Genomic DNA, 19,344 nt, shown 5'->3' on the forward strand with positions numbered 1-19,344 from the left:
AATTTCCAGCGGTGCAATGGAGGCGTCAGCGGTTGGTGCCACTCGTCGCGTCCGGCTTCTTGTGTCGACGCGGTAAGCGGGTATGGTGGTCGATGTCTCGGCTCGCATCGGCGCGTTTCCAGGCCAGCAGATCCGTCACGGAGAGCGACTGCACGTGATCACGCCGGCGGAAGCCGAACGGCGTGGGTGAATTGTGCTGAAGGTCGTATCAAGCGCTGTGTGAAGCGCTGAAGTCGCAGGAAGCAGCCCTGATCTGGCCCGGCACGTCGCGGGGGACTGGGCCGAAGGGGGCAACCTTCTCAACGCTCGGACCGGTCCCACACTCACCGCTTTTCGGCGTACCGACCGTGTGGCACGATCGTGGAACCTCCACCATCCCTGTGACACTTCCCCGACAGGAGCAAACATGTCTGGTCGAAGACTGGGTCGACTGTTTGGCCCGCTCCTCGTGCTCGCCGCTGTCCTCGGAGGACTGCTCGGCACCGATTTCCTTCCCGGCGCAGGTAGCGCTCAGCTGACTGACGTCGTTTGGGGTGCGGGGTTGGGTGATGTCGTCTGGGGCGTGGACGCCTCCCGGTAGCCTCGCGGGTCGTCGCCCATGAGGGCAGCACCCACGGGCGGCGTCTTTCAGAGGGAGCGGTATGGCCAGGCGTGACCAACGGCGCAAGTCCACGGACCACGCCTGGCTAATCACCGGCCCGCTGGCACTGGTCGCCATCCTCTCCTGCACCGCGATCAGCGTCATCTCCGACCATCCCTACGGGGAGTGGGGGCTGGCGTTCCTGATTTTCCTGGCGATGGCCGGCATCAGCATTCCGGTGCTGAACTTCGTCGTCCGTCGGCAGTCCGTGGGCGTGACGCTCACCGAGATCCCACTCGTGGTAGGGCTGTTCTTCCTGCCACCGCTGACCGTGATCCTGATCTACACGGTCGCCTCGTTGATCTGGAGCGCCTCGCAGCGCTTCGCGCCAGCGAAGTTCTGGTTCAACGTCGCGAGGGCCGCCGCGGCCACGTCGCTGGCCAGCCTGCTTCTCCTGCGACTGCCACCGCTGGAGGGCGTGGGCCCCGGCACCTGGGGCAGTCTCTTCCTCGCGGTAAACACCATCACCCTGGTCAGTCTCGCCTCTGTCGTCGGCGTGCACGTGCTGCTACAGGGCTGGCAGGCCGGCCGGGAAGCCCTGCGGACCACCCCGTCGGTGCTCCTCACCACCTCGATCAACGCGTCCGTCGGTCTGCTCGTCCTGATCGCTCTGGACCAGACCTGGTGGTCCGCGTTGCTGCTGGGTGCCCTCTTCGCCGCACTCACCCTGGTCTACCGGTCCTACGCCCAGTTCTTCCGGCAGCACCGCACCCTGACCGGGATGTACGACCTGGCCCGGTTGATCACGACCAGCGGTGCCGACGGGTCGCTGGCCGACGTCCTGCTCGACCGGGTCCGTGCCCTCATGCAGGCGGAGTCCGCCACCCTCTGGCTGCCCGCCCAGGGCCGGCACCCCGAGGTGCTGTTGACGGCCCGGGTCGATACGCCAGGGCTGCTCGATGTTGCCCCGACCCCGTCGATACTGCGGGAGCGGGCGCGGGACCTGGCGAAGACGTTGTCGATGGGCCGTCTGCTGGGTGACGAGAGTGCGCTACGCGGCGAGATCAGCGCCCGCGAGATCAAGGACGTGATCGTGGTGCCGCTGCGCTCCGGGCAGGCGGTGATCGGCACCCTGGAGGTGGCGAACCGGCTCAGCGACATCGGCCACTTCGCCCCCGGTGACATTCCCATCTTCGAGACGGTGGCCGCGCACGCCGCCGTGGCGCTGGAGAATTCCCGGCTGGTCGATCGACTGCGGCACGACGCGTACCACGACGCCCTGACCCGGCTGCCCAACCGGCGGCGGATCACCGGCGCGCTGGACGAGTCGGTCAAGATCGGCGCACCCAACGAGGTGGTGGCGCTGCTGCTCTTCGACGTCGACGGGTTGCGCCAGGTCAACGAGTCCCTCGGTCACGCGGCCGGGGACAAGGTCCTCGCCGAGGTCGCCAACCGGTTGCGGGCCAGCGCACCGTCGTCGGCTCTGGTCGGCCGGGTTGGTGGCGACGAGTTCCTGGTGACGCTGCGGTTGGAGAACGCCGACGCGGCGCTGGAGTTGGCTGGCCAACTGCGCGACCAAATTCGTGACGAGATGGTCTTCGACGCGCTCACACTCGATGTGGACACTGCCGTCGGGGTGGCCGTACACCCGGATCACGGCAGCGACGCGGCCACCCTGCTGCTCCGGGTCGACCTCGCCGCCACAGCCGCCAAATCGGTACCGGGCAGCGTGCAGCTGTTCAACCCGGCGCTGGAGTCGCGGTCGCTGCGCCGACTGGGCCTCGCCGGCGACCTGCGCCGAGCGTTGGACCAGGACGAGCTGGAGGTCTACTTCCAGCCCAAGGTGACGCTGCGGGAGCGTCGCCTGGTCGGTGTCGAGTGCCTGGCCCGGTGGGAGCACCCGACGCACGGCACCGTCGCCCCGGAGGACTTCGTCGCGGTGGCCGAGCACACCGGCCAGTTGAGCCGGCTCACCGAGGTGGTGCTCCGCGAGGGGCTGCGCCGCAGCCGGGACTGGGCCGAGGCCGACCTTCCGCTGCCCGTCGCGGTCAACCTCTCCGCCCGTACCCTCACCGACCAGCATTTCCCCGACCGGGTGCAGGAGTTGTTGACCGAGTACGGGGTGCCGGCGCAGAGCCTCACCCTGGAGATCACCGAGGCGGGGGTGCTGGACGGCACTGACCGACCCATCCCGACCCTGCACCGGCTACGCGATCTCGGCGTCCGGCTGTCGGTGGACGACTTCGGCACCGGTGATTCGTCCCTGGCCCACCTGCGGCGGCTGCCGGTGCACGAGGTGAAGGTGGACCGCTCCTTCGTGCAGGGCATGGCGACCGATCCGGGGGACCTGGCCATCGTCAACGCGGTGGTGACCCTGTCTCAGCAGTTCGGCCTGGCGGTGGTGGCCGAGGGCGTGGAGAGCGAGCTGACCCTGGAGCTGCTCCAGGACATCGGCTGTGAGATCGGGCAGGGCTTCCTGTTCAGCCGACCGCTGCCGTACGAGCGGCTGGCGGCCTGGTTCGGCGCCCAGGCCGACCCGGAAACGATCTCCGTCGGAGAGCTTCCCCGCCTTCGTGTCGTGCCCTGAACTGGGCGTAGACGATCTCCGGGGATCCGATTTCACCTGCCGAGCCGGGCCGTGTACTCTTACTTCTGCGCGCCCCACGGGGAGATCGCGCAGGCCCCCTTAGCTCAGTCGGCAGAGCGTCTCCATGGTAAGGAGAAGGTCTACGGTTCGATTCCGTAAGGGGGCTCGAGGGTTCAGCTGGACCCACCACGGCGGTGTAGCTCAGATGGTAGAGCAAGCGGCTCATAATCGCTGTGTCGCCGGTTCAAGTCCGGCCACCGCTACTCTCGTCTTCCGGGCTTGTTTCCGGTGGTCGTGGGGATGGGCGCCACTGGCGCCCACTTTGCATGTCCGCGCTGTCAGCGACTAGGCTGGCGCGTCGTAGTTGTTTCCGTTAGCGAGGAAGGCACTCCGCCGTGGCGAAGGCTACCGATGTCCGGCCGAAGATCACTTTGGCGTGTGTGGAGTGCAAGGAGCGCAACTACATCACGCGCAAGAACCGCCGTAACGACCCCGACCGCATCGAGCTGAAGAAGTTCTGCCCGCGCGACGGTCGGCACACGGTCCACCGCGAGACCCGCTGACCTGGGGCCGGCTCCAACGCCGGCCACCGTTGAAGCTCTCCGATCGCCGATCTGACCGGGCTGGCGCGGTTCCACCGCCGCCGACCGAGCAGATCGGCGATTGTGTTTCCGTGTAGGTTCGCGGCATGTCTCTGGACCCTTCCTTCGTCGGCCGGACCTATCCGCCGACCGCCCCCTACCAGGTGGGCCGAGAAAAGATCCGTGAGTTCGCCACCGCCATCGGCGCCACCGATCCCGCCCACCACGACCCGGCGGCGGCCCAGGCGCTGGGCCACCCGGACGTGGTCGCTCCGCCGACCTTCCCGGTGGTCGTCACGATGGCAGCCAGCCGTCAGATCGTCGAGGACCCGGAGCTCGGCGTCGACTACAGCCGCGTGGTGCACGGTGACCAGCGGTTCGCGTACACCCGGCCGGTGGTCGCCGGCGACGAGCTGGTCTGCGCCAGCACCATCGAGGACGTCAGCACCCGGGGCGGGCACGGCTTCCTGACCACCCGCACCGACGTCAGCACCGTCGCCGGCGAGCCGGTCGTCGCCGTCTGGTCCAAGATCGTCGTACGCGGGGAGGCGTGAGATGGAGCTGCCAGCCAAGACCTTCCAGGTGACCCGCGCGGACCTGGTCCGCTACGCCGGTGCCTCGGGTGACTTCAACCAGATCCACTGGAGCGACCGGTTCGCCACCAAGGTGGGCCTGCCCGGGGTGATCGCGCACGGCATGTTCACCATGGCGCTGGTCGGCCGGGCGATCACCGAGTGGGCCGGGGCGCCCGACGCGGTGGTCGACTACAACGTCCGGTTCACCCGGCCGGTGGTGGTCCCCGACGACGACCAGGGGACCGAGATCGAGGTCACCGCGGTGGTCCGTGAGGTGACCGAGGACGGCCTCACCCGGCTCGATGTGACCGCCACCTGCCTGGGCGAGAAGGTGCTCTCGCAGGCCCGCGCCACCATCCGTACGAAGCGTTGAGTCAGGCCCGCCACGCGTGGCGGGGAGACCGGTTGGGAAAGTCGAGCGGCTACCCGTACACTGGTCCGCCGTGGGGCAAGTGACCCCTGCTCGGTCGTCTGTGGCCGCGTGGGGCGAGTGTTGCCGCACAGGGGTGTAGCTCAATTGGCAGAGCAGCGGTCTCCAAAACCGCAGGCTGCAGGTTCAAGTCCTGTCACCCCTGCGCCTCAGGCCTGACCGTTCCCGTGGGTCGCGCCGCCGAGATGGCGGCGTCCGGCCCGTGGTGGTGGCATTGGCGGGGTGGTCCCGAGGTATCGGGCCCCCGGTTGATCCACCGGCCGCGGCCCGTCGCGGGACGGTTGGTCCGGCCGGCGTGAACAGCGCCGCGCACGCCGCCCGGCGTGCGACCCGAGATTTCCGCGACGGAGGGCGAAGTGGCCGACAACAAGCGGCGCGGCGAGGACGCCGGCGACGATCGTCTGGACGACGAGGTCGTCGACGAGGTAGCTGACGACGACGCCACCAGCGCGGACGAGCCGGTCTCCCGGGGAGGCACCGCGACGCGGTCCCGTGCCCGGGCGGAGTCGGCGGACAGCCGACCGACCACCCGGTCCGAAACCGGTCGGGTGGGCGTCTTCGGGCGCATCGCCCGGTTTTTCCGCGAGGTCGTGGCCGAACTGCGTAAGGTCATCTGGCCGACGCGCAAGGAGTTGCTGACCTACACCGCGGTGGTGGTGACGTTCGTCGCGGTGATGCTGACGATCGTGGCCGTGCTGGATTACGGGTTCGCCAAGGTCGTGCTGTTTGTCTTCGGCAACTCGAGCTGACCGGCTGACTCCAGAGCCGATAGTGACGGAAGTGAGCGAGCGTGCCTGAGTACGACGAGACCGCCGGACCGGTGGACGAGCAGTCCACGGTCGCGACGGCGGCTGGTGACGAGTCGGTTGAGGCCGCCAGCGAGCCGGAGTTCCCAACCACCGAGCCCGCGCCGGACGAGGAGTACGACCCGGTCGCCGAGCTGCGGCAGAAGCTGCGCTACGCGCCGGGCGACTGGTACGTGGTGCACTCCTACGCCGGCTACGAGAACAAGGTCAAGACCAACCTCGAGACCCGGATCACGAGCCTCGACATGGAGGACTTCATCTACCAGGTCGAGGTGCCGACCCGGGAGGAAGTCGAGGTCAAGAACGGCAAGCGGTCCCAGGTCCAGGCCAAGGTCTTCCCGGGCTACATCCTGGTCCGGATGGAGCTGACCGCCGAGTCCTACTCGTGTGTCCGCAACACCCCGGGTGTGACCGGCTTCGTCGGCGCGACCGACCGGGCCGACCGGCCCGCGCCGCTCTCCCTCGACGAGGTGCTGAAGTGGCTGGCACCGGCCATCGAGACCGAGCAGAAGAAGGCGAAGCCCGAGATCAAGGTCCTCGACTTCGAGGTGGGTGACTCGGTCACCGTCACCGACGGTGCCTTCGCGTCGCTGCCGGCCACGATCAGCGAGATCAACGCCGACCAGCAGAAGCTCAAGGTGCTGGTGTCGATCTTCGGTCGGGAGACGCCGGTGGAGCTCAACTTCAACCAGGTCGCCAAGATCTGACCGGTCGTCGGCGGCGGGCCCGGCCCGCCGCCGACGTCGGCGTACGCCCTCCCGCTCGACCTCGGCGGACGAGTGGGCTGCGGCCTGCGCTACTCTTGAACGTCGCCGCTGTCGCACCGCGCTGACCGTGCGCGCCTCGAGGGCGGCGTCAGCCGCATTTTCCCAGCTCCAAGCCCCAGGAAGTGACATGCCTCCGAAGAAGAAGCTCGTCAAGACGTTCACGCTTCAGCTGCCGGCGGGCCAGGCCACGCCGGCGCCGCCGGTCGGCCCCGCGCTCGGCCAGCACGGCGTGAACATCATGGAGTTCTGCAAGTCCTACAACGCGCAGACCGAGTCCCAGCGGGGCGACATCGTCCCCGCCGAGATCAGCGTGTACGAGGACCGGTCCTTCACCTTCGTTCTGAAGACCCCGCCCGCCGCCCGGCTGCTGATCAAGGCCGCTGGTGTGCAGAAGGGCTCCGGCGTCCCGCAGAGCGAGAAGGTCGGCTCGGTCAGCCGCGCCCAGCTGCGTGAGATCGCCGAGAAGAAGATGGCCGACCTCAACGCCAACGACCTGGCCCAGGCCGAGAAGATCATCGCCGGCACCGCCCGGTCGATGGGCATCACCGTCAACGACTGACGTCGGCCCCGGCCAACGACCCGAACCGTGGGAGGGCCCGCGCCGAGCGGCCCGCCAGAGACCACAGGAGTAATCAGCAATGCAGCGCAGCAAGAGCTACCTCAAGGCCGCCGATGTCATCGACCGGTCCAAGCTCTACACCCCCTCCGAGGCCGTGAAGCTGGCCAAGGAGACCACCAACGTCAAGTTCGACGCCACGGTCGAGGTCGCCATGCGCCTCGGCGTCGACCCCCGCAAGGCGGACCAGATGGTCCGCGGCGTGGTCAACCTGCCGCACGGCACCGGTAAGACCGCCCGCGTGATCGTCTTCGCCGCCGGCGCGAAGGCCGAAGAGGCCGCCGCGGCGGGTGCGGACGAGGTGGGCACCGACGAGCTGGTCGCCCGGATCCAGGGTGGTTGGCTCGACTTCGACGCGGCGATCGCCACGCCGGACCAGATGGCCAAGATCGGCCGGATCGCGCGGATCCTGGGCCCGCGCGGTCTCATGCCGAACCCGAAGACCGGCACGGTGACCATGGACGTCACCAAGGCGGTGCAGGACATCAAGGGCGGCAAGATCACCTTCCGGGTGGACAAGCACTCCAACCTGCACCTGATCATCGGCAAGGCCTCCTTCACGGAGAGCCAGCTGGTGGACAACTACGCGGCGGTGCTCGACGAGGTGCTGCGCGCCAAGCCGTCCTCGGCGAAGGGCAAGTACCTCAAGAAGGTCGTCCTCACCACCACGATGGGCCCCGGCGTCCCGGTCGACCCGAACGTGGTGAAGAACCTGCAGGAGGGCTCGGCCGAGGCCTGAGCCGACACTCCGCTCCACCGGGGCGCCGCCACACTGTGGCGGCGCCCCGGCGCGTCTCAGGTGTGGCAGGCTCGACCGCATGCGACTGGAGGACGTCTGGTTGCGGTACCACCGGCGTAGCCCGTGGGTGCTGCGGGGCGTGGACGTGCGGATCGGTCCGGGTGAGGTGGCGGTCGTGCTGGGCCGCAACGGGGTGGGCAAGTCGACCCTGCTCCAGGTGGCCGCCGGCGTGCTCCGGCCGGGCCGGGGGCGGGTCACCGCCCGGCCCGGTCGGGTGGGCTGGGTGCCAGAGCGCTTCCCGGCCGACCAGCCCTTCACCGTGGTCCGCTACCTGACCGGGATGGCCCGGATTGTCGGGCTGGGCCGCGCGGCGGCCGACGAGGCGGTGACGACCTGGACCGACCGGCTCGGGCTGGCCGCGTTCCGTGCGGTCCGCCTGCCGGAGCTGTCCAAGGGCACCGCGCAGAAGGTGGGCCTGGCCCAGGCGATGCTGCGTCCGCCGGGCCTGCTGGTCCTCGACGAGCCGTGGGAGGGCCTGGACGCCACCACTCGCGAGCTGGTGCCCGAGTTGATCCACGAGGTGCTGGTCGCCGGCGGTGCGGTCCTGGTGAGCGACCACCGCGGTGAAACGGTCCGGCTGCCGGGCGCTCGCCGCTGGATGGTGGCGGACGGCACCGTGACCGAGGAGACGTCGCCACCGGACGAGACAATCGCGGTGGTCGAGGTCGCGGTGCCGGCCGCGCGGGTCGCCGGCACCGTCGCCCGGTTGCGCGCCGAGGGCCACCACGTGCTGCGGGTACGCCCCGACGCGTCGACGGCCCCGCCGGGGGAGCCGGTGGCCGTGGACGGTGCGGGCGTGGCGGTCGAACCAACCGCCGGGGAGGCCCGGTGATCGCCCTGATCCGGCTGAGGCTGGCCGGTTTCCTGCGTACCGGACGGGCGGTGGCACCGCTGCTCGCCGGCCTGGTCGCACTCGGCACCCTGTACGGCGGCGGCCGGGCCCAGCCGGCGGAGGCGTACGGCGTCTCTGCGGTGGTGCTCTTCCCGGTGCTCGCCTGGCAGACCAAGATCCTGTTGGACGTTGAGCCGGACGTGCAGCGCCGGCTGGCCCAGGTCACGGTCGGGGTGGCCCGGGAGCGGGTGGCCGGGCTGCTCGCCGCCGGTGTTGCGGCGCTGATCACGGTGGCCGTCGCGCTGGTCTTCCCGTGGCTGGTCGGTGGGGTCACCGGCCCGGTCGACCCGACGGACCGGTCGGTGCCGGTGGGCGTCGCGCTCGGGCTGTGGGCGCATCTGCTGGCCATACCCGCCGGGGTGGCCCTCGGTGCCCTGGCCAGCCGGGCGTCCGTGGGCGGTGCCGGGTACGGCGTCGCGGTGCTGGCCCTCGGCTGCGTCGGTGCGGTGGTGCTCGGCCTGGCCGGTTCGGTGGCTCCCTGGCTGGCGCCGCCGATCATGGCCACGGCGCGGACCACCGCGGGCGATGCCGCCGCGCTCACTCTGCTCGGGCTCACCGCCTGGGCCGTGGTCTGGAGCGGCGCGGCCGTCGGCGGCTACCTGTGGCGGCGGCGGGCCCGGGGCTGAGCGCCCGGGGACGACCGGTGGTGGCCTGTCTCACACGGGGCGATTTGGTGCTGGTCATGGGGTCGCGTACTCTTCAAACGTCATCCGTGTTGTCATGGATGAGGAACCACCCAGAGACCGCTGGTCACCGTGCTTCGGCACGGTCGAAGGTCCCGCGACATCGGGCGACCCGCGCAGGGCGGCAAGCGTAACTCGGCAGTGAGCATGGTCCGCCGACCGTGACGATCCGCCGGCCCTCGCCCCGTGCGCCCTGCGCCGGGGCTTTTCTCGTTGTCGTGCTGCCTCCGCCCCCGTTCCGGCTTCGGCCACGACGGGGACCAGCCTCGAGTAACGAGAGAGGAGGGACATGGCGGACAAGCCGATCCGGGCCGACAAGGCCACGGCCGTCGCTGAGCTGACCGAGAGCTTCCGCAGCTCGGGTGCCACCGTGCTGACCGAGTACCGCGGTCTGACGGTTTCCCAGCTCACCCAGCTGCGGCGCTCGCTCGGTGCCGAGACCAGCTACATGGTCGCGAAGAACACGCTGGCGAAGCGTGCTGCGACGGACGCGGGCATCACTGGCCTCGACGAGCTGTTCACCGGTCCTACCGCGCTGACTTTCGTTTCGGGCGACGTCGTCGAGGCGGCGAAGGGGCTTCGCGATTTCGCGAAGGCCAACCCGAAGCTCGTCATCAAGGGCGGTGTCTTCGAGGGCAAGGCCATTTCCGCGGCCGAGGTCACGAAGCTCGCCGACCTGGAGTCCCGCGAGGTGCTGCTGGCCAAGCTGGCCGGCGCGATGAAGGGCAACCTGAGCAAGGCTGCGGCCCTGTTCCAGGCCCCGTTGTCGAAGACCGCCCGTCTGGCGGCTGCCCTGCAGGACAAGCGCGAGAAGGAGAGCGCCGAGGCGGCCTGAGGCCGTCCGAGCGCACCAGTTCTTACTTATTAGATTCAGGAAAGGACGCCAGATATGGCGAAGCTCAGCACCGACGAGCTGCTCGACGCGTTCAAGGAGATGACGCTGATCGAGCTCTCCGAGTTCGTGAAGCAGTTCGAGACGACCTTCGAGGTCACCGCCGCTGCTCCGGTCGCCGTTGCCGGCCCGGGTGCCGCCCCGGCCGCCGCCGAGGCCGAGCCGGAGAAGGACGAGTTCGACGTCATCCTCGAGGCTGACGGTGGCAAGAAGATCCAGGTCATCAAGGTCGTGCGTGAGCTGACCGGCCTGGGCCTCAAGGAGGCCAAGGACGCGGTCGAGTCCGCTCCGAAGGCCATCCTGGAGAAGGTCAACAAGGAGACCGCCGACAAGGCCAAGGCCAAGCTCGAGGGCGAGGGCGCCAAGGTCACCCTCAAGTGACCTGACGTTCCACCAGCGCTGTGCCCGGCTCGCTGAGCCGGGACACGATCGCGTCGCGGCGGGCGGCGATCCGACACGGATCGCCGCCCGCGGTGTTGGTGGGCCCTTGGCAACCGTCGTGAGCTGGGTGCCGAAGACCGCCGCTGTGGTACCCGGACGAGTGCGGCGGGTCGCTCTCCGGTGGGAAAGAACGGACAACCCGGATAGCGGCCCTTGACGCGACCCCGGGCTGCCAGGCACGCTGGCACCAGCAAGACACCGCGCTTGCGACGGCCACGAAGTGGGTAATGACAGCGGCGGCACCATCAGCCGCTGCAACCCGAGCGGCCCAGCGGGAACGTTGCGTTCCGAGCGGCCCGGCAGACCCCGGTTTTCCGGGGGCCGAGGCACGTTCCGCAAACGGCCTGCGGGGTGGGCTGGACAGCGGTTAGCCTCTCGGCTACACTGCTAGTTTGCGCTGCCTTCCGACTAGACCCCTGCTCGGAAATGTCCGTTTACGGATATTTCTGGTGGGGTCATTGGAGTGCACGCGTACCAGCCGTTCTGCAGCACCGGTCCTCGGAAGGACGCATCTTGGCAGCTTCCCGCCCTGCGAAGACCAGTCGTACGTCGAGCGCATTCGCTCCCCGCCGAGTTTCATTCGGCAGGATCACCGAACACCTCGAGGTCCCCAACCTCCTCGCCATTCAGAACGAGTCCTTCGACTGGCTCGTCGGCAACGAGGGTTGGCAGGGCCGGTCGGCGGACGACCCGCACGCACGCTCGGGTCTCGCGGAGATCCTTGAAGAGATCAGTCCCATTGAGGACTTCTCCGGCACCATGTCACTTTCCTTCTCGGCGCCGCGCTTCGACGAGGTCAAGGCCTCGATCGAGGAGTGCAAGGAGAAGGACCTGACCTACTGCGCTCCGCTCTTCGTGACCGCGGAGTTCACCAACAACACCACTGGCGAGATCAAGAGCCAGACGGTGTTCATGGGTGACTTCCCGATGATGACGCCCAAGGGCACCTTCGTCATCAACGGCACCGAGCGCGTCGTGGTCAGCCAGCTCGTCCGGTCCCCGGGCGTGTATTTCGACAAGCAGCCGGACAAGACCTCCGACCGCGACCTCTCCAGCGTCAAGGTCATCCCGAGCCGGGGTGCCTGGCTGGAGTTTGACATCGACAAGCGCGACACGGTCGGCGTACGCATCGACCGCAAGCGTCGGCAGGCCGTCACCGTCCTGCTCAAGGCCGTCGGATGGTCGGCCGAGCGGATCCGTGAGCGGTTCGGCTGGTCCGAGCTGATGATGACCACGCTCGAGAAGGACCACATCGCCGGCCAGGACGAGGCCCTGCTCGATATCTACCGCAAGCTCCGCCCTGGCGAGCCGCCGACGCGCGAGAACGCCCAGACCCTGCTCGACAACCTCTTCTTCAACCCGAAGAGGTACGACGTCGCCAAGGTCGGGCGCTACAAGTTCAACAAGAAGCTCGAAGTCGGCGTGCCAATCACCACCGGCACGCTGACCGAGGACGACATCGTCGCCACCGTGGAGTACCTCTGCCGGCTGCACGCCGGTGAGGATGGCTACGAGGCCGACGACATCGACCACTTCGGCAACCGGCGCCTGCGCACCGTGGGTGAGCTGATCCAGAACCAGGTTCGGGTCGGCCTGTCCCGGATGGAGCGGGTCGTCCGCGAGCGGATGACCACGCAGGACGTCGAGGCGATCACCCCGCAGACCCTGATCAACATCCGCCCGGTGGTGGCGGCGATCAAGGAGTTCTTCGGGACGTCGCAGCTGTCCCAGTTCATGGACCAGACCAACCCGCTGGCGGGCCTGACCCACCGGCGTCGGCTGAGCGCGCTCGGCCCGGGTGGTCTGTCCCGGGAGCGGGCCGGCTTCGAGGTCCGTGACGTGCACCCGTCCCACTACGGCCGGATGTGCCCGATCGAGACGCCGGAAGGCCCGAACATCGGCCTGATCGGCGCGCTGTCCACCTTCGCCCGGGTCAACCCGTTCGGCTTCATCGAGACGCCGTACCGGAAGGTCATCGAGGGTCGGGTCACCGACCAGATCGACTACCTGACCGCGGACGAGGAGGACCGGTTCGTCAAGGCCCAGGCCAACGCGCCGCTGCGGGCCGACGGCACCTTCGCCGAGGACCGGGTCCTGTGTCGTCGTAAGGGCGGCGAGACCGAGGACGTCGTCCCCGGCGCCGTCGACTACATGGACGTGTCGCCGCGGCAGATGACCTCGGTCGCGACCGCCATGATCCCGTTCCTCGAGCACGACGACGCCAACCGGGCACTGATGGGCGCGAACATGCAGCGCCAGGCAGTGCCGCTGGTCAAGGCCGAGGCGCCGCTGGTGGGTACGGGCATGGAGTACCGGGCCGCGGTCGACGCTGGCGACGTGGTGGTCGCCGAGGTCGGCGGTGTGATCGAGGATCTCTGCGCCGACTACGTCACCATCCACCAGGACGACGGCCACCGCCGGACGTACCTGCTGCACAAGTTCCGCCGCTCCAACGCCGGCTCCTGCGTCAACCAGAAGCCGGTCGTCTTCGAGGGCGACCGCGTCGAGGCCGGTCAGGTCATCGCCGACGGTCCCTGCACCGACGAGGGCGAGATGGCGCTCGGGCGCAACCTGCTCGTGGCGTTCATGTGCTGGGAAGGCCACAACTACGAGGACGCGATCATCCTGTCGCAGCGCCTCGTGCAGCAGGACGTGCTCACCTCGATCCACATCGAGGAGCACGAGGTCGACGCTCGGGACACCAAGCTCGGCCCGGAGGAGATCACCCGCGACATCCCGAACGTCAGCGAGGAAATGCTCGCTGACCTCGACGAGCGCGGCATCATCCGGATCGGTGCGGAGGTCGTCCCCGGCGACATCCTGGTCGGCAAGGTCACGCCCAAGGGTGAGACCGAGCTGACCCCGGAGGAGCGGCTGCTTCGCGCGATCTTCGGTGAGAAGGCGCGTGAGGTCCGGGACACCTCGCTGAAGGTGCCGCACGGCGAGACCGGCACGGTCATCGGTGTGCGTACCTTCTCCCGCGAGGACGGCGACGAGCTGCCTCCGGGCGTCAACGAGCTGGTCCGGGTGTACGTGGCCCAGAAGCGGAAGATCCAGGACGGCGACAAGCTCGCCGGCCGGCACGGTAACAAGGGCGTCATTTCCAAGATCCTGCCGATCGAGGACATGCCGTTCCTGGAAGACGGCACCCCCGTCGACATCGTGCTCAACCCGCTGGGTGTGCCGAGCCGGATGAACATCGGTCAGGTGCTCGAGACCCACCTCGGCTGGGTCGCCAAGACCGGCTGGAAGGTCGAGGGCGACGACGCGTCCTGGAAGAAGCAGCTGCGGTCGATCGGCGCGCACGAGTCCGAGGGGGACACGAACGTGGCCACCCCGGTCTTCGACGGCGCCCGCGAGGAGGAGATCGCCGGTCTGCTCTCGTCGACCCTGCCCAACCGGGACGGCAACCAGCTGATCGGTTCCAGCGGTAAGGCGCAGCTGTTCGACGGTCGCTCCGGTGAGCCGCTGCCGGACCCGATCGCGGTCGGCTACATCTACATCCTGAAGCTCAACCACCTGGTCGACGACAAGATCCACGCACGGTCGACCGGCCCGTACTCGATGATCACGCAGCAGCCGCTGGGTGGTAAGGCGCAGTTCGGTGGTCAGCGCTTCGGTGAGATGGAGTGCTGGGCGATGCAGGCGTACGGCGCCGCGTACGCCCTGCAGGAGCTGCTCACGATCAAGTCCGACGACGTGCTCGGCCGGGTGAAGGTCTACGAGGCCATCGTCAAGGGCGAGAACATCCCGGAGCCGGGCATCCCGGAGTCGTTCAAGGTGCTGCTCAAGGAGCTGCAGTCGCTGTGCCTCAACGTTGAGGTGCTGTCCAGCGACGGCGTGGCCCTGGAGATGCGCGAGACCGACGACGAGGTGTTCCGGGCCGCTGAGGAGCTGGGCATCGACCTGTCCCGGCGCGAGCCGAGCTCGGTCGAAGAGGTCTGAGGTGAGCGGTCGGGGGCCGGCCTGCCGGCCCCCGACCTCGCCCGAGAATTAGCAGTACAGACGACGACATAGGGGACATAGTGCTCGACGTCAACTTCTTCGACGAGCTGCGCATTGGTCTCGCCACCGCCGACGACATCCGTCAGTGGTCGCACGGCGAGGTCAAGAAGCCTGAGACGATCAATTACCGCACCCTCAAGCCGGAGAAGGACGGGCTCTTCTGCGAGAAGATCTTCGGTCCGCAGCGGGACTGGGAGTGCTACTGCGGTAAGTACAAGCGCGTCCGGTTCAAGGGCATCATCTGTGAGCGCTGCGGCGTCGAGGTGACTCGCTCCAAGGTCCGTCGTGAGCGGATGGGCCACATCGAGCTGGCCGCTCCGGTGACCCACATCTGGTACTTCAAGGGCGTGCCGAGCCGGCTGGGCTACCTGCTGGACCTCGCCCCCAAGGACCTCGAGAAGATCATCTACTTCGCCTCGTACGTCGTGACGAGCGTGGACGCGGAGTCGCGTCACCGTGACCTCTCGACGATCGAGAACGAGATCCTGGCCGAGAAGCGGCAGTCCGAGAACAGCCGCGACTCGGAGATCGAGAAGCGGGCCGCCAAGCTCGAGGCCGACCTGGCCGAGCTGGAGGCTGAGGGTGCCAAGGCGGACGTCCGGCGCAAGGTCAAGGAGGGCGGAGAGCGCGAGATGCGCCAGATCCGCGACCGGGCCCAGCGCGAGATCGACCGCCTGGACGAGGTGCTGGACACCTTCCGCAAGCTGGAGCCGAAGCAGCTGGTCACCGACGAGCTGCTCTACCGCGAGCTGCGCGACCGGTTCGGTGAGTACTTCACCGGTTCCATGGGCGCCGAGGCGATCAAGGCGCTGGTCCAAAACATGGACCTCGACGCCGAGGCCGAGAGCCTGCGGGAGACCATCCGGTCCGGCAAGGGCCAGCGGAAGATCCGGGCGCTCAAGCGGCTCAAGGTCGTGGCGGCGTTCCTGAACACCCGCAACTCGCCGCTCGGCATGGTGCTGGACTGCGTCCCGGTCATCCCGCCGGACCTGCGCCCGATGGTGCAGCTCGACGGTGGCCGGTTCGCGACCTCGGACCTGAACGACCTGTACCGCCGCGTGATCAACCGGAACAACCGCCTCAAGCGGCTGATCGACCTCGGCGCGCCCGAGATCATCGTCAACAACGAGAAGCGGATGCTCCAGGAGGCCGTCGACGCACTGTTCGACAACGGCCGCCGCGGCCGGCCGGTCACCGGTCCGGGTAACCGCCCGCTCAAGTCGCTGTCCGACATGCTCAAGGGCAAGCAGGGCCGGTTCCGGCAGAACCTGCTGGGCAAGCGCGTCGACTACTCCGGCCGTTCGGTCATCGTGGTCGGCCCGAAGCTCAAGCTGCACCAGTGCGGTCTGCCCAAGCAGATGGCGCTGGAGCTGTTCAAGCCGTTCGTGATGAAGCGGCTGGTCGACCTCAACCACGCGCAGAACATCAAGTCCGCCAAGCGGATGGTCGAGCGGCAGCGCCCGGTCGTGTGGGACGTGCTGGAAGAGGTCATCGGCGAGCACCCGGTGCTGCTCAACCGGGCGCCGACCCTGCACCGCCTGGGCATCCAGGCCTTCGAGCCGCAGCTGGTCGAGGGCAAGGCGATCCAGATCCACCCGCTGGTCTGCACGGCGTTCAACGCCGACTTCGACGGTGACCAGATGGCGGTGCACGTGCCGCTGTCCGCCGAGGCCCAGGCCGAGGCGCGGATCCTGATGCTGTCGTCGAACAACATCCTCAAGCCGGCCGACGGCAAGCCGGTCACCATGCCCACCCAGGACATGGTCATCGGTCTCTACCACCTCACCCACTTCACCCCCGGTGAGAAGGGCGAGGGCCGGGCATTCAGCTCGGACGCCGAGGCGCGGATGGCGTTCGACAACGGTGAGCTGCACCTGCAGGCGCCGGTGCGGATCCGGCTGCGCGGCGTGACCGGGGTCGACAACGGCGCCGGTGCCGAGCAGTGGACCGCCCCGGAGGGCTGGGTCGAGGGTGACCCGCTGACCGTGGACACGACGCTGGGTCGGGTGCTGTTCAACGAGACGCTGCCGCGGGGCTACCGCTTCGTGAACTACGAGATCCGCAAGGGTCAGCTCTCCGCGATCGTCAACGACCTCGCCGAGCGCTTCCCCAAGGTGGCGCTGGCCGCCACCCTGGACGGGCTCAAGGAGGCCGGTTTCCACTGGGCCACCTGGTCCGGCGTCACGATCGGCATGGAGGACGTCATCGCTCCGCCGCGCAAGGCGGAGATCCTGGCGAAGTACGAGAAGGAAGCCGACCGGATCGACAAGCAGTACCAGCGTGGTCTGATGACCGCCGAGGAGCGTCGCGGCGAGCTCATCGAGATCTGGACCAAGGCGACCAACGAGGTCGCCAAGGAGATGGACACCGCGCTGCCGCAGGAGAACCCACTGTGGAAGATGATCAACTCGGGTGCCCGCGGTAACCTGCTCCAGCTCCGGCAGATCGCCGCGATCCGTGGTCTGGTGGCCAACCCGAAGGGCGAGATCATCCCGCGGCCGATCAAGGCCAGCTACCGGGAGGGTCTGTCCGTGCTGGAGTACTTCATCTCCACGCACGGTGCCCGTAAGGGTCTCGCCGACACCGCGCTGCGGACCGCTGACTCGGGTTACCTGACCCGTCGTCTGGTGGACGTCTCGCAGGACGTGATCATCCGCGAGGAGGACTGCGGCACCGACCGGGCGATCCCGATGCAGATCGGTGAGCGCCTGGAGGGTGGCAAGCTGGTCGTGCACGAGCACGCCGAGACCAGCGTGCACGCCCGTACCCTGGCCGACGACATCAAGGGGCCGGACGGCACCGTCGTCGCCGAGCGGGGTCAGGACATCAACTCCATCGGGGTCGACAAGATCGTCGCCGCCGGCGTGGAGACGGTCCGGGTGCGCAGTGTGCTCACCTGCGAGTCGAAGCTGGGTGTCTGCGGTGCCTGCTACGGGCGCTCGCTGCCGACCGGCAAGACCGTGGACGTCGGCGAGGCGGTCGGCATCATCGCCGCCCAGTCGATCGGTGAGCCGGGTACGCAGCTGACGATGCGTACCTTCCACACCGGTGGTGTCGCGGGTGAGGACATCACCCAGGGTCTGCCGCGTGTCCAGGAAATCTTCGAGGCTCGGGTCCCGAAGGGTAAGGCGCCCATCGCCGACACCCCCGGCCGGATCCGGATCGAGGATGGCGAGCGCTCGCGGAAGATCATCGTGGTTCCGGACGACGGCAGCGAGGAGATCGTCTACGACAAGATCTCCAAGCGGGTCCGGCTGCGGACCCACGACGGCGGTCACGTCGCGGTCGGCGAGAAGCTGACCGAGGGCACCATCGACCCGCACGAGCTTCTGCGGATCATGGGTCCGCGGGCGGTCCAGGTCCACCTGACCCAGGAGGTCCAGGAGGTCTACCGCTCGCAGGGTGTGCTCATCCACGACAAGCACATCGAGATCATCATTCGCCAGATGCTCAAGCGGGTGACGGTCATCGACTCCGGCTCGACCGAGTTCCTGCCGGGTGTGCTGGTCGACCGGGCACTGTTCGAGTCGGAGAACCGCCGGCTCGTCTCGGAGGGCGGCGAGCCTGCCGCCGGCCGTCCGGTGCTGATGGGTATCACCAAGGCCTCGCTGGCCACCGACTCCTGGCTCTCGGCGGCCTCCTTCCAGGAGACCACCCGGGTGCTGACCGACGCTGCGATCAACTCGCGCAGCGACTCGCTGGTCGGCCTCAAGGAGAACGTGATCATCGGCAAGCTCATCCCGGCCGGTACCGGTATCAGCAAGTACCGCAACGTCCGGGTGGAGCCGACCGAGGAGGCCAAGGCCAAGGTCTACTCGATGACCGGGTACCCGGAGACCGACTACGGGTTCGGGCCGGCCAGCGGGCAGGCTGTGCCGCTGGACGACTTCGACTTCGGGTCGTACCGCTAAGCACCAACGCACGACGAGGCCCCCGGCATCCGCCGGGGGCCTCGTCGCGTCCGGACCTGCCCACCCGCAGGCCGGGTTCGGCATGATGGAGGCATGACGACCGCACCCGGGCAGGTGTCCGTGGCGCAGCAGAGCCCGCGCCACCCGCTCGATCCCGACCCGGCCCGCAGCACGAAGGCGCGGGCTGTCTTCGCGCTGGGGTTGCTCGGCCTGCTGACCGGCCTGTTCATCGGCGGGGTGGTACCCGCCACGGTGGCGCTCCAGTTGGCCAGGCAGGCGCGCCGGGAGGCGTACGCCTCGGGGGGCTTCCTGACCGGCGGTGCCTGGCTGCGGCGGGGGGAGCGGATGGCCTGGGCGGGTCTGGTGCTGGTCGCGGTCAGCGTGGTGGCCGCGGTGGTGGTCGGCGTGGTCCGGTTGGCCGGTGCGCCGTTCGGCCACGACTACCCCTCGAACATGGACTGAGCGGCCCGCAGCCGCCGGCGGCGGCGCCCCCGGCGGTAGCCTGGCCGGTGTCCGCCGCGCGGCGGTGGCGGCCCTGTCGACAGGAGGACCTCGTGACGGAACCGGCGCGGCCCCCGGACGAACCAGCCGGGAATCCTGGCGCGCCGGACCGGGCCCCGGGCCCGTCCGAGCCGAGCGGCTGGGCGCGGCCCGATCCGACCGGGCAGCCGGGCTCGCCCGCCGCCTTCCCCGACCCGGGCACGGCGCCGGCGTCCTCGCCGCAGTGGGGTGCCCCGATGCCGTCCGTGCCGGGTGGGGGCACGCCACCACCGCCCGCG

The 19,344-nt window shown here is 68.8% G+C and carries 15 protein-coding genes and 3 tRNA genes; all 18 read left to right on the forward strand.

Features of this window, described 5'->3' with window-relative positions; all coding sequences use genetic code 11:
* Positions 1–641: 641 nt before the first annotated feature.
* The 18 genes from OG990_RS33040 to OG990_RS33125 all read left to right on the forward strand — a co-directional run bounded on the left by OG990_RS33040 (position 642) and on the right by OG990_RS33125 (position 19,027).
* The gene (locus OG990_RS33040; RefSeq protein WP_328420577.1) at positions 642–3,167 is read left to right on the forward strand and encodes a bifunctional diguanylate cyclase/phosphodiesterase; all 2,526 of its coding nucleotides are present in this window, start codon (positions 642–644) and stop codon (positions 3,165–3,167) included.
* Between the two features lie 93 nt (positions 3,168–3,260).
* Positions 3,261–3,333 (forward strand) — tRNA-Thr (locus tag OG990_RS33045).
* A 24-nt stretch (positions 3,334–3,357) separates the two neighbouring features.
* Positions 3,358–3,430, forward strand: a tRNA-Met gene (locus tag OG990_RS33050).
* A gap of 132 nt (positions 3,431–3,562) precedes the next feature.
* Positions 3,563–3,730 (forward strand): 50S ribosomal protein L33, encoded by a 168-nt coding sequence (rpmG, locus tag OG990_RS33055; RefSeq protein WP_007073056.1) that lies wholly within the window; start codon positions 3,563–3,565, stop codon positions 3,728–3,730.
* 125 nt (positions 3,731–3,855) lie between these two features.
* Positions 3,856–4,302 (forward strand): MaoC family dehydratase N-terminal domain-containing protein, encoded by a 447-nt coding sequence (locus tag OG990_RS33060; protein WP_328420575.1) that lies wholly within the window; start codon positions 3,856–3,858, stop codon positions 4,300–4,302.
* Between the two features lies 1 nt (position 4,303).
* The gene (locus tag OG990_RS33065; RefSeq protein WP_328420573.1) at positions 4,304–4,696 is read left to right on the forward strand and encodes a MaoC family dehydratase; all 393 of its coding nucleotides are present in this window, start codon (positions 4,304–4,306) and stop codon (positions 4,694–4,696) included.
* A gap of 129 nt (positions 4,697–4,825) precedes the next feature.
* A tRNA-Trp gene (locus OG990_RS33070) sits at positions 4,826–4,898 on the forward strand.
* 211 nt (positions 4,899–5,109) lie between these two features.
* Positions 5,110–5,502, forward strand: a complete 393-nt coding sequence (secE, locus tag OG990_RS33075) for a preprotein translocase subunit SecE (RefSeq protein WP_328420571.1) — start codon at positions 5,110–5,112, stop codon at positions 5,500–5,502.
* Between the two features lie 41 nt (positions 5,503–5,543).
* Positions 5,544–6,266: a transcription termination/antitermination protein NusG gene (gene nusG / locus OG990_RS33080; protein WP_328420569.1), complete on the forward strand. Its 723-nt coding sequence runs from the start codon at positions 5,544–5,546 to the stop codon at positions 6,264–6,266.
* Between the two features lie 187 nt (positions 6,267–6,453).
* Entirely contained in the window at positions 6,454–6,885 is a 432-nt protein-coding gene (gene rplK / locus OG990_RS33085) for a 50S ribosomal protein L11 (protein WP_354964806.1), read from the forward strand.
* Positions 6,886–6,964: 79 nt separating this feature from the next.
* Positions 6,965–7,681 (forward strand): 50S ribosomal protein L1, encoded by a 717-nt coding sequence (gene rplA / locus OG990_RS33090; RefSeq protein ID WP_328420565.1) that lies wholly within the window; start codon positions 6,965–6,967, stop codon positions 7,679–7,681.
* Positions 7,682–7,760: 79 nt separating this feature from the next.
* Complete coding sequence (locus OG990_RS33095) at positions 7,761–8,573, forward strand: ATP-binding cassette domain-containing protein (protein WP_406078244.1); 813 nt, start codon at positions 7,761–7,763, stop codon at positions 8,571–8,573.
* The gene (locus OG990_RS33100) at positions 8,570–9,259 is read left to right on the forward strand and encodes a hypothetical protein (protein WP_386987824.1); all 690 of its coding nucleotides are present in this window, start codon (positions 8,570–8,572) and stop codon (positions 9,257–9,259) included. Before OG990_RS33095 ends, OG990_RS33100 begins: the two co-directional genes overlap by 4 nt.
* Before the next feature lie 346 nt (positions 9,260–9,605).
* Positions 9,606–10,151, forward strand: a complete 546-nt coding sequence (rplJ, locus tag OG990_RS33105) for a 50S ribosomal protein L10 (protein ID WP_328420559.1) — start codon at positions 9,606–9,608, stop codon at positions 10,149–10,151.
* Positions 10,152–10,205: 54 nt separating this feature from the next.
* Complete coding sequence (gene rplL / locus OG990_RS33110; protein WP_328420557.1) at positions 10,206–10,589, forward strand: 50S ribosomal protein L7/L12; 384 nt, start codon at positions 10,206–10,208, stop codon at positions 10,587–10,589.
* Positions 10,590–11,162: 573 nt separating this feature from the next.
* A complete protein-coding gene (locus OG990_RS33115; protein WP_328420555.1) occupies positions 11,163–14,594 on the forward strand; it encodes a DNA-directed RNA polymerase subunit beta in 3,432 nt (1,143 codons plus the stop codon).
* Between the two features lie 80 nt (positions 14,595–14,674).
* A complete protein-coding gene (locus tag OG990_RS33120; protein ID WP_406078245.1) occupies positions 14,675–18,565 on the forward strand; it encodes a DNA-directed RNA polymerase subunit beta' in 3,891 nt (1,296 codons plus the stop codon).
* Positions 18,566–18,658: 93 nt separating this feature from the next.
* Positions 18,659–19,027: a hypothetical protein gene (locus tag OG990_RS33125; protein WP_355609865.1), complete on the forward strand. Its 369-nt coding sequence runs from the start codon at positions 18,659–18,661 to the stop codon at positions 19,025–19,027.
* Positions 19,028–19,344 lie beyond the last annotated feature (317 nt).

Source organism: Micromonospora sp. NBC_00858 (genome assembly GCF_045207365.1).
GTDB lineage: Bacteria > Actinomycetota > Actinomycetes > Mycobacteriales > Micromonosporaceae > Micromonospora.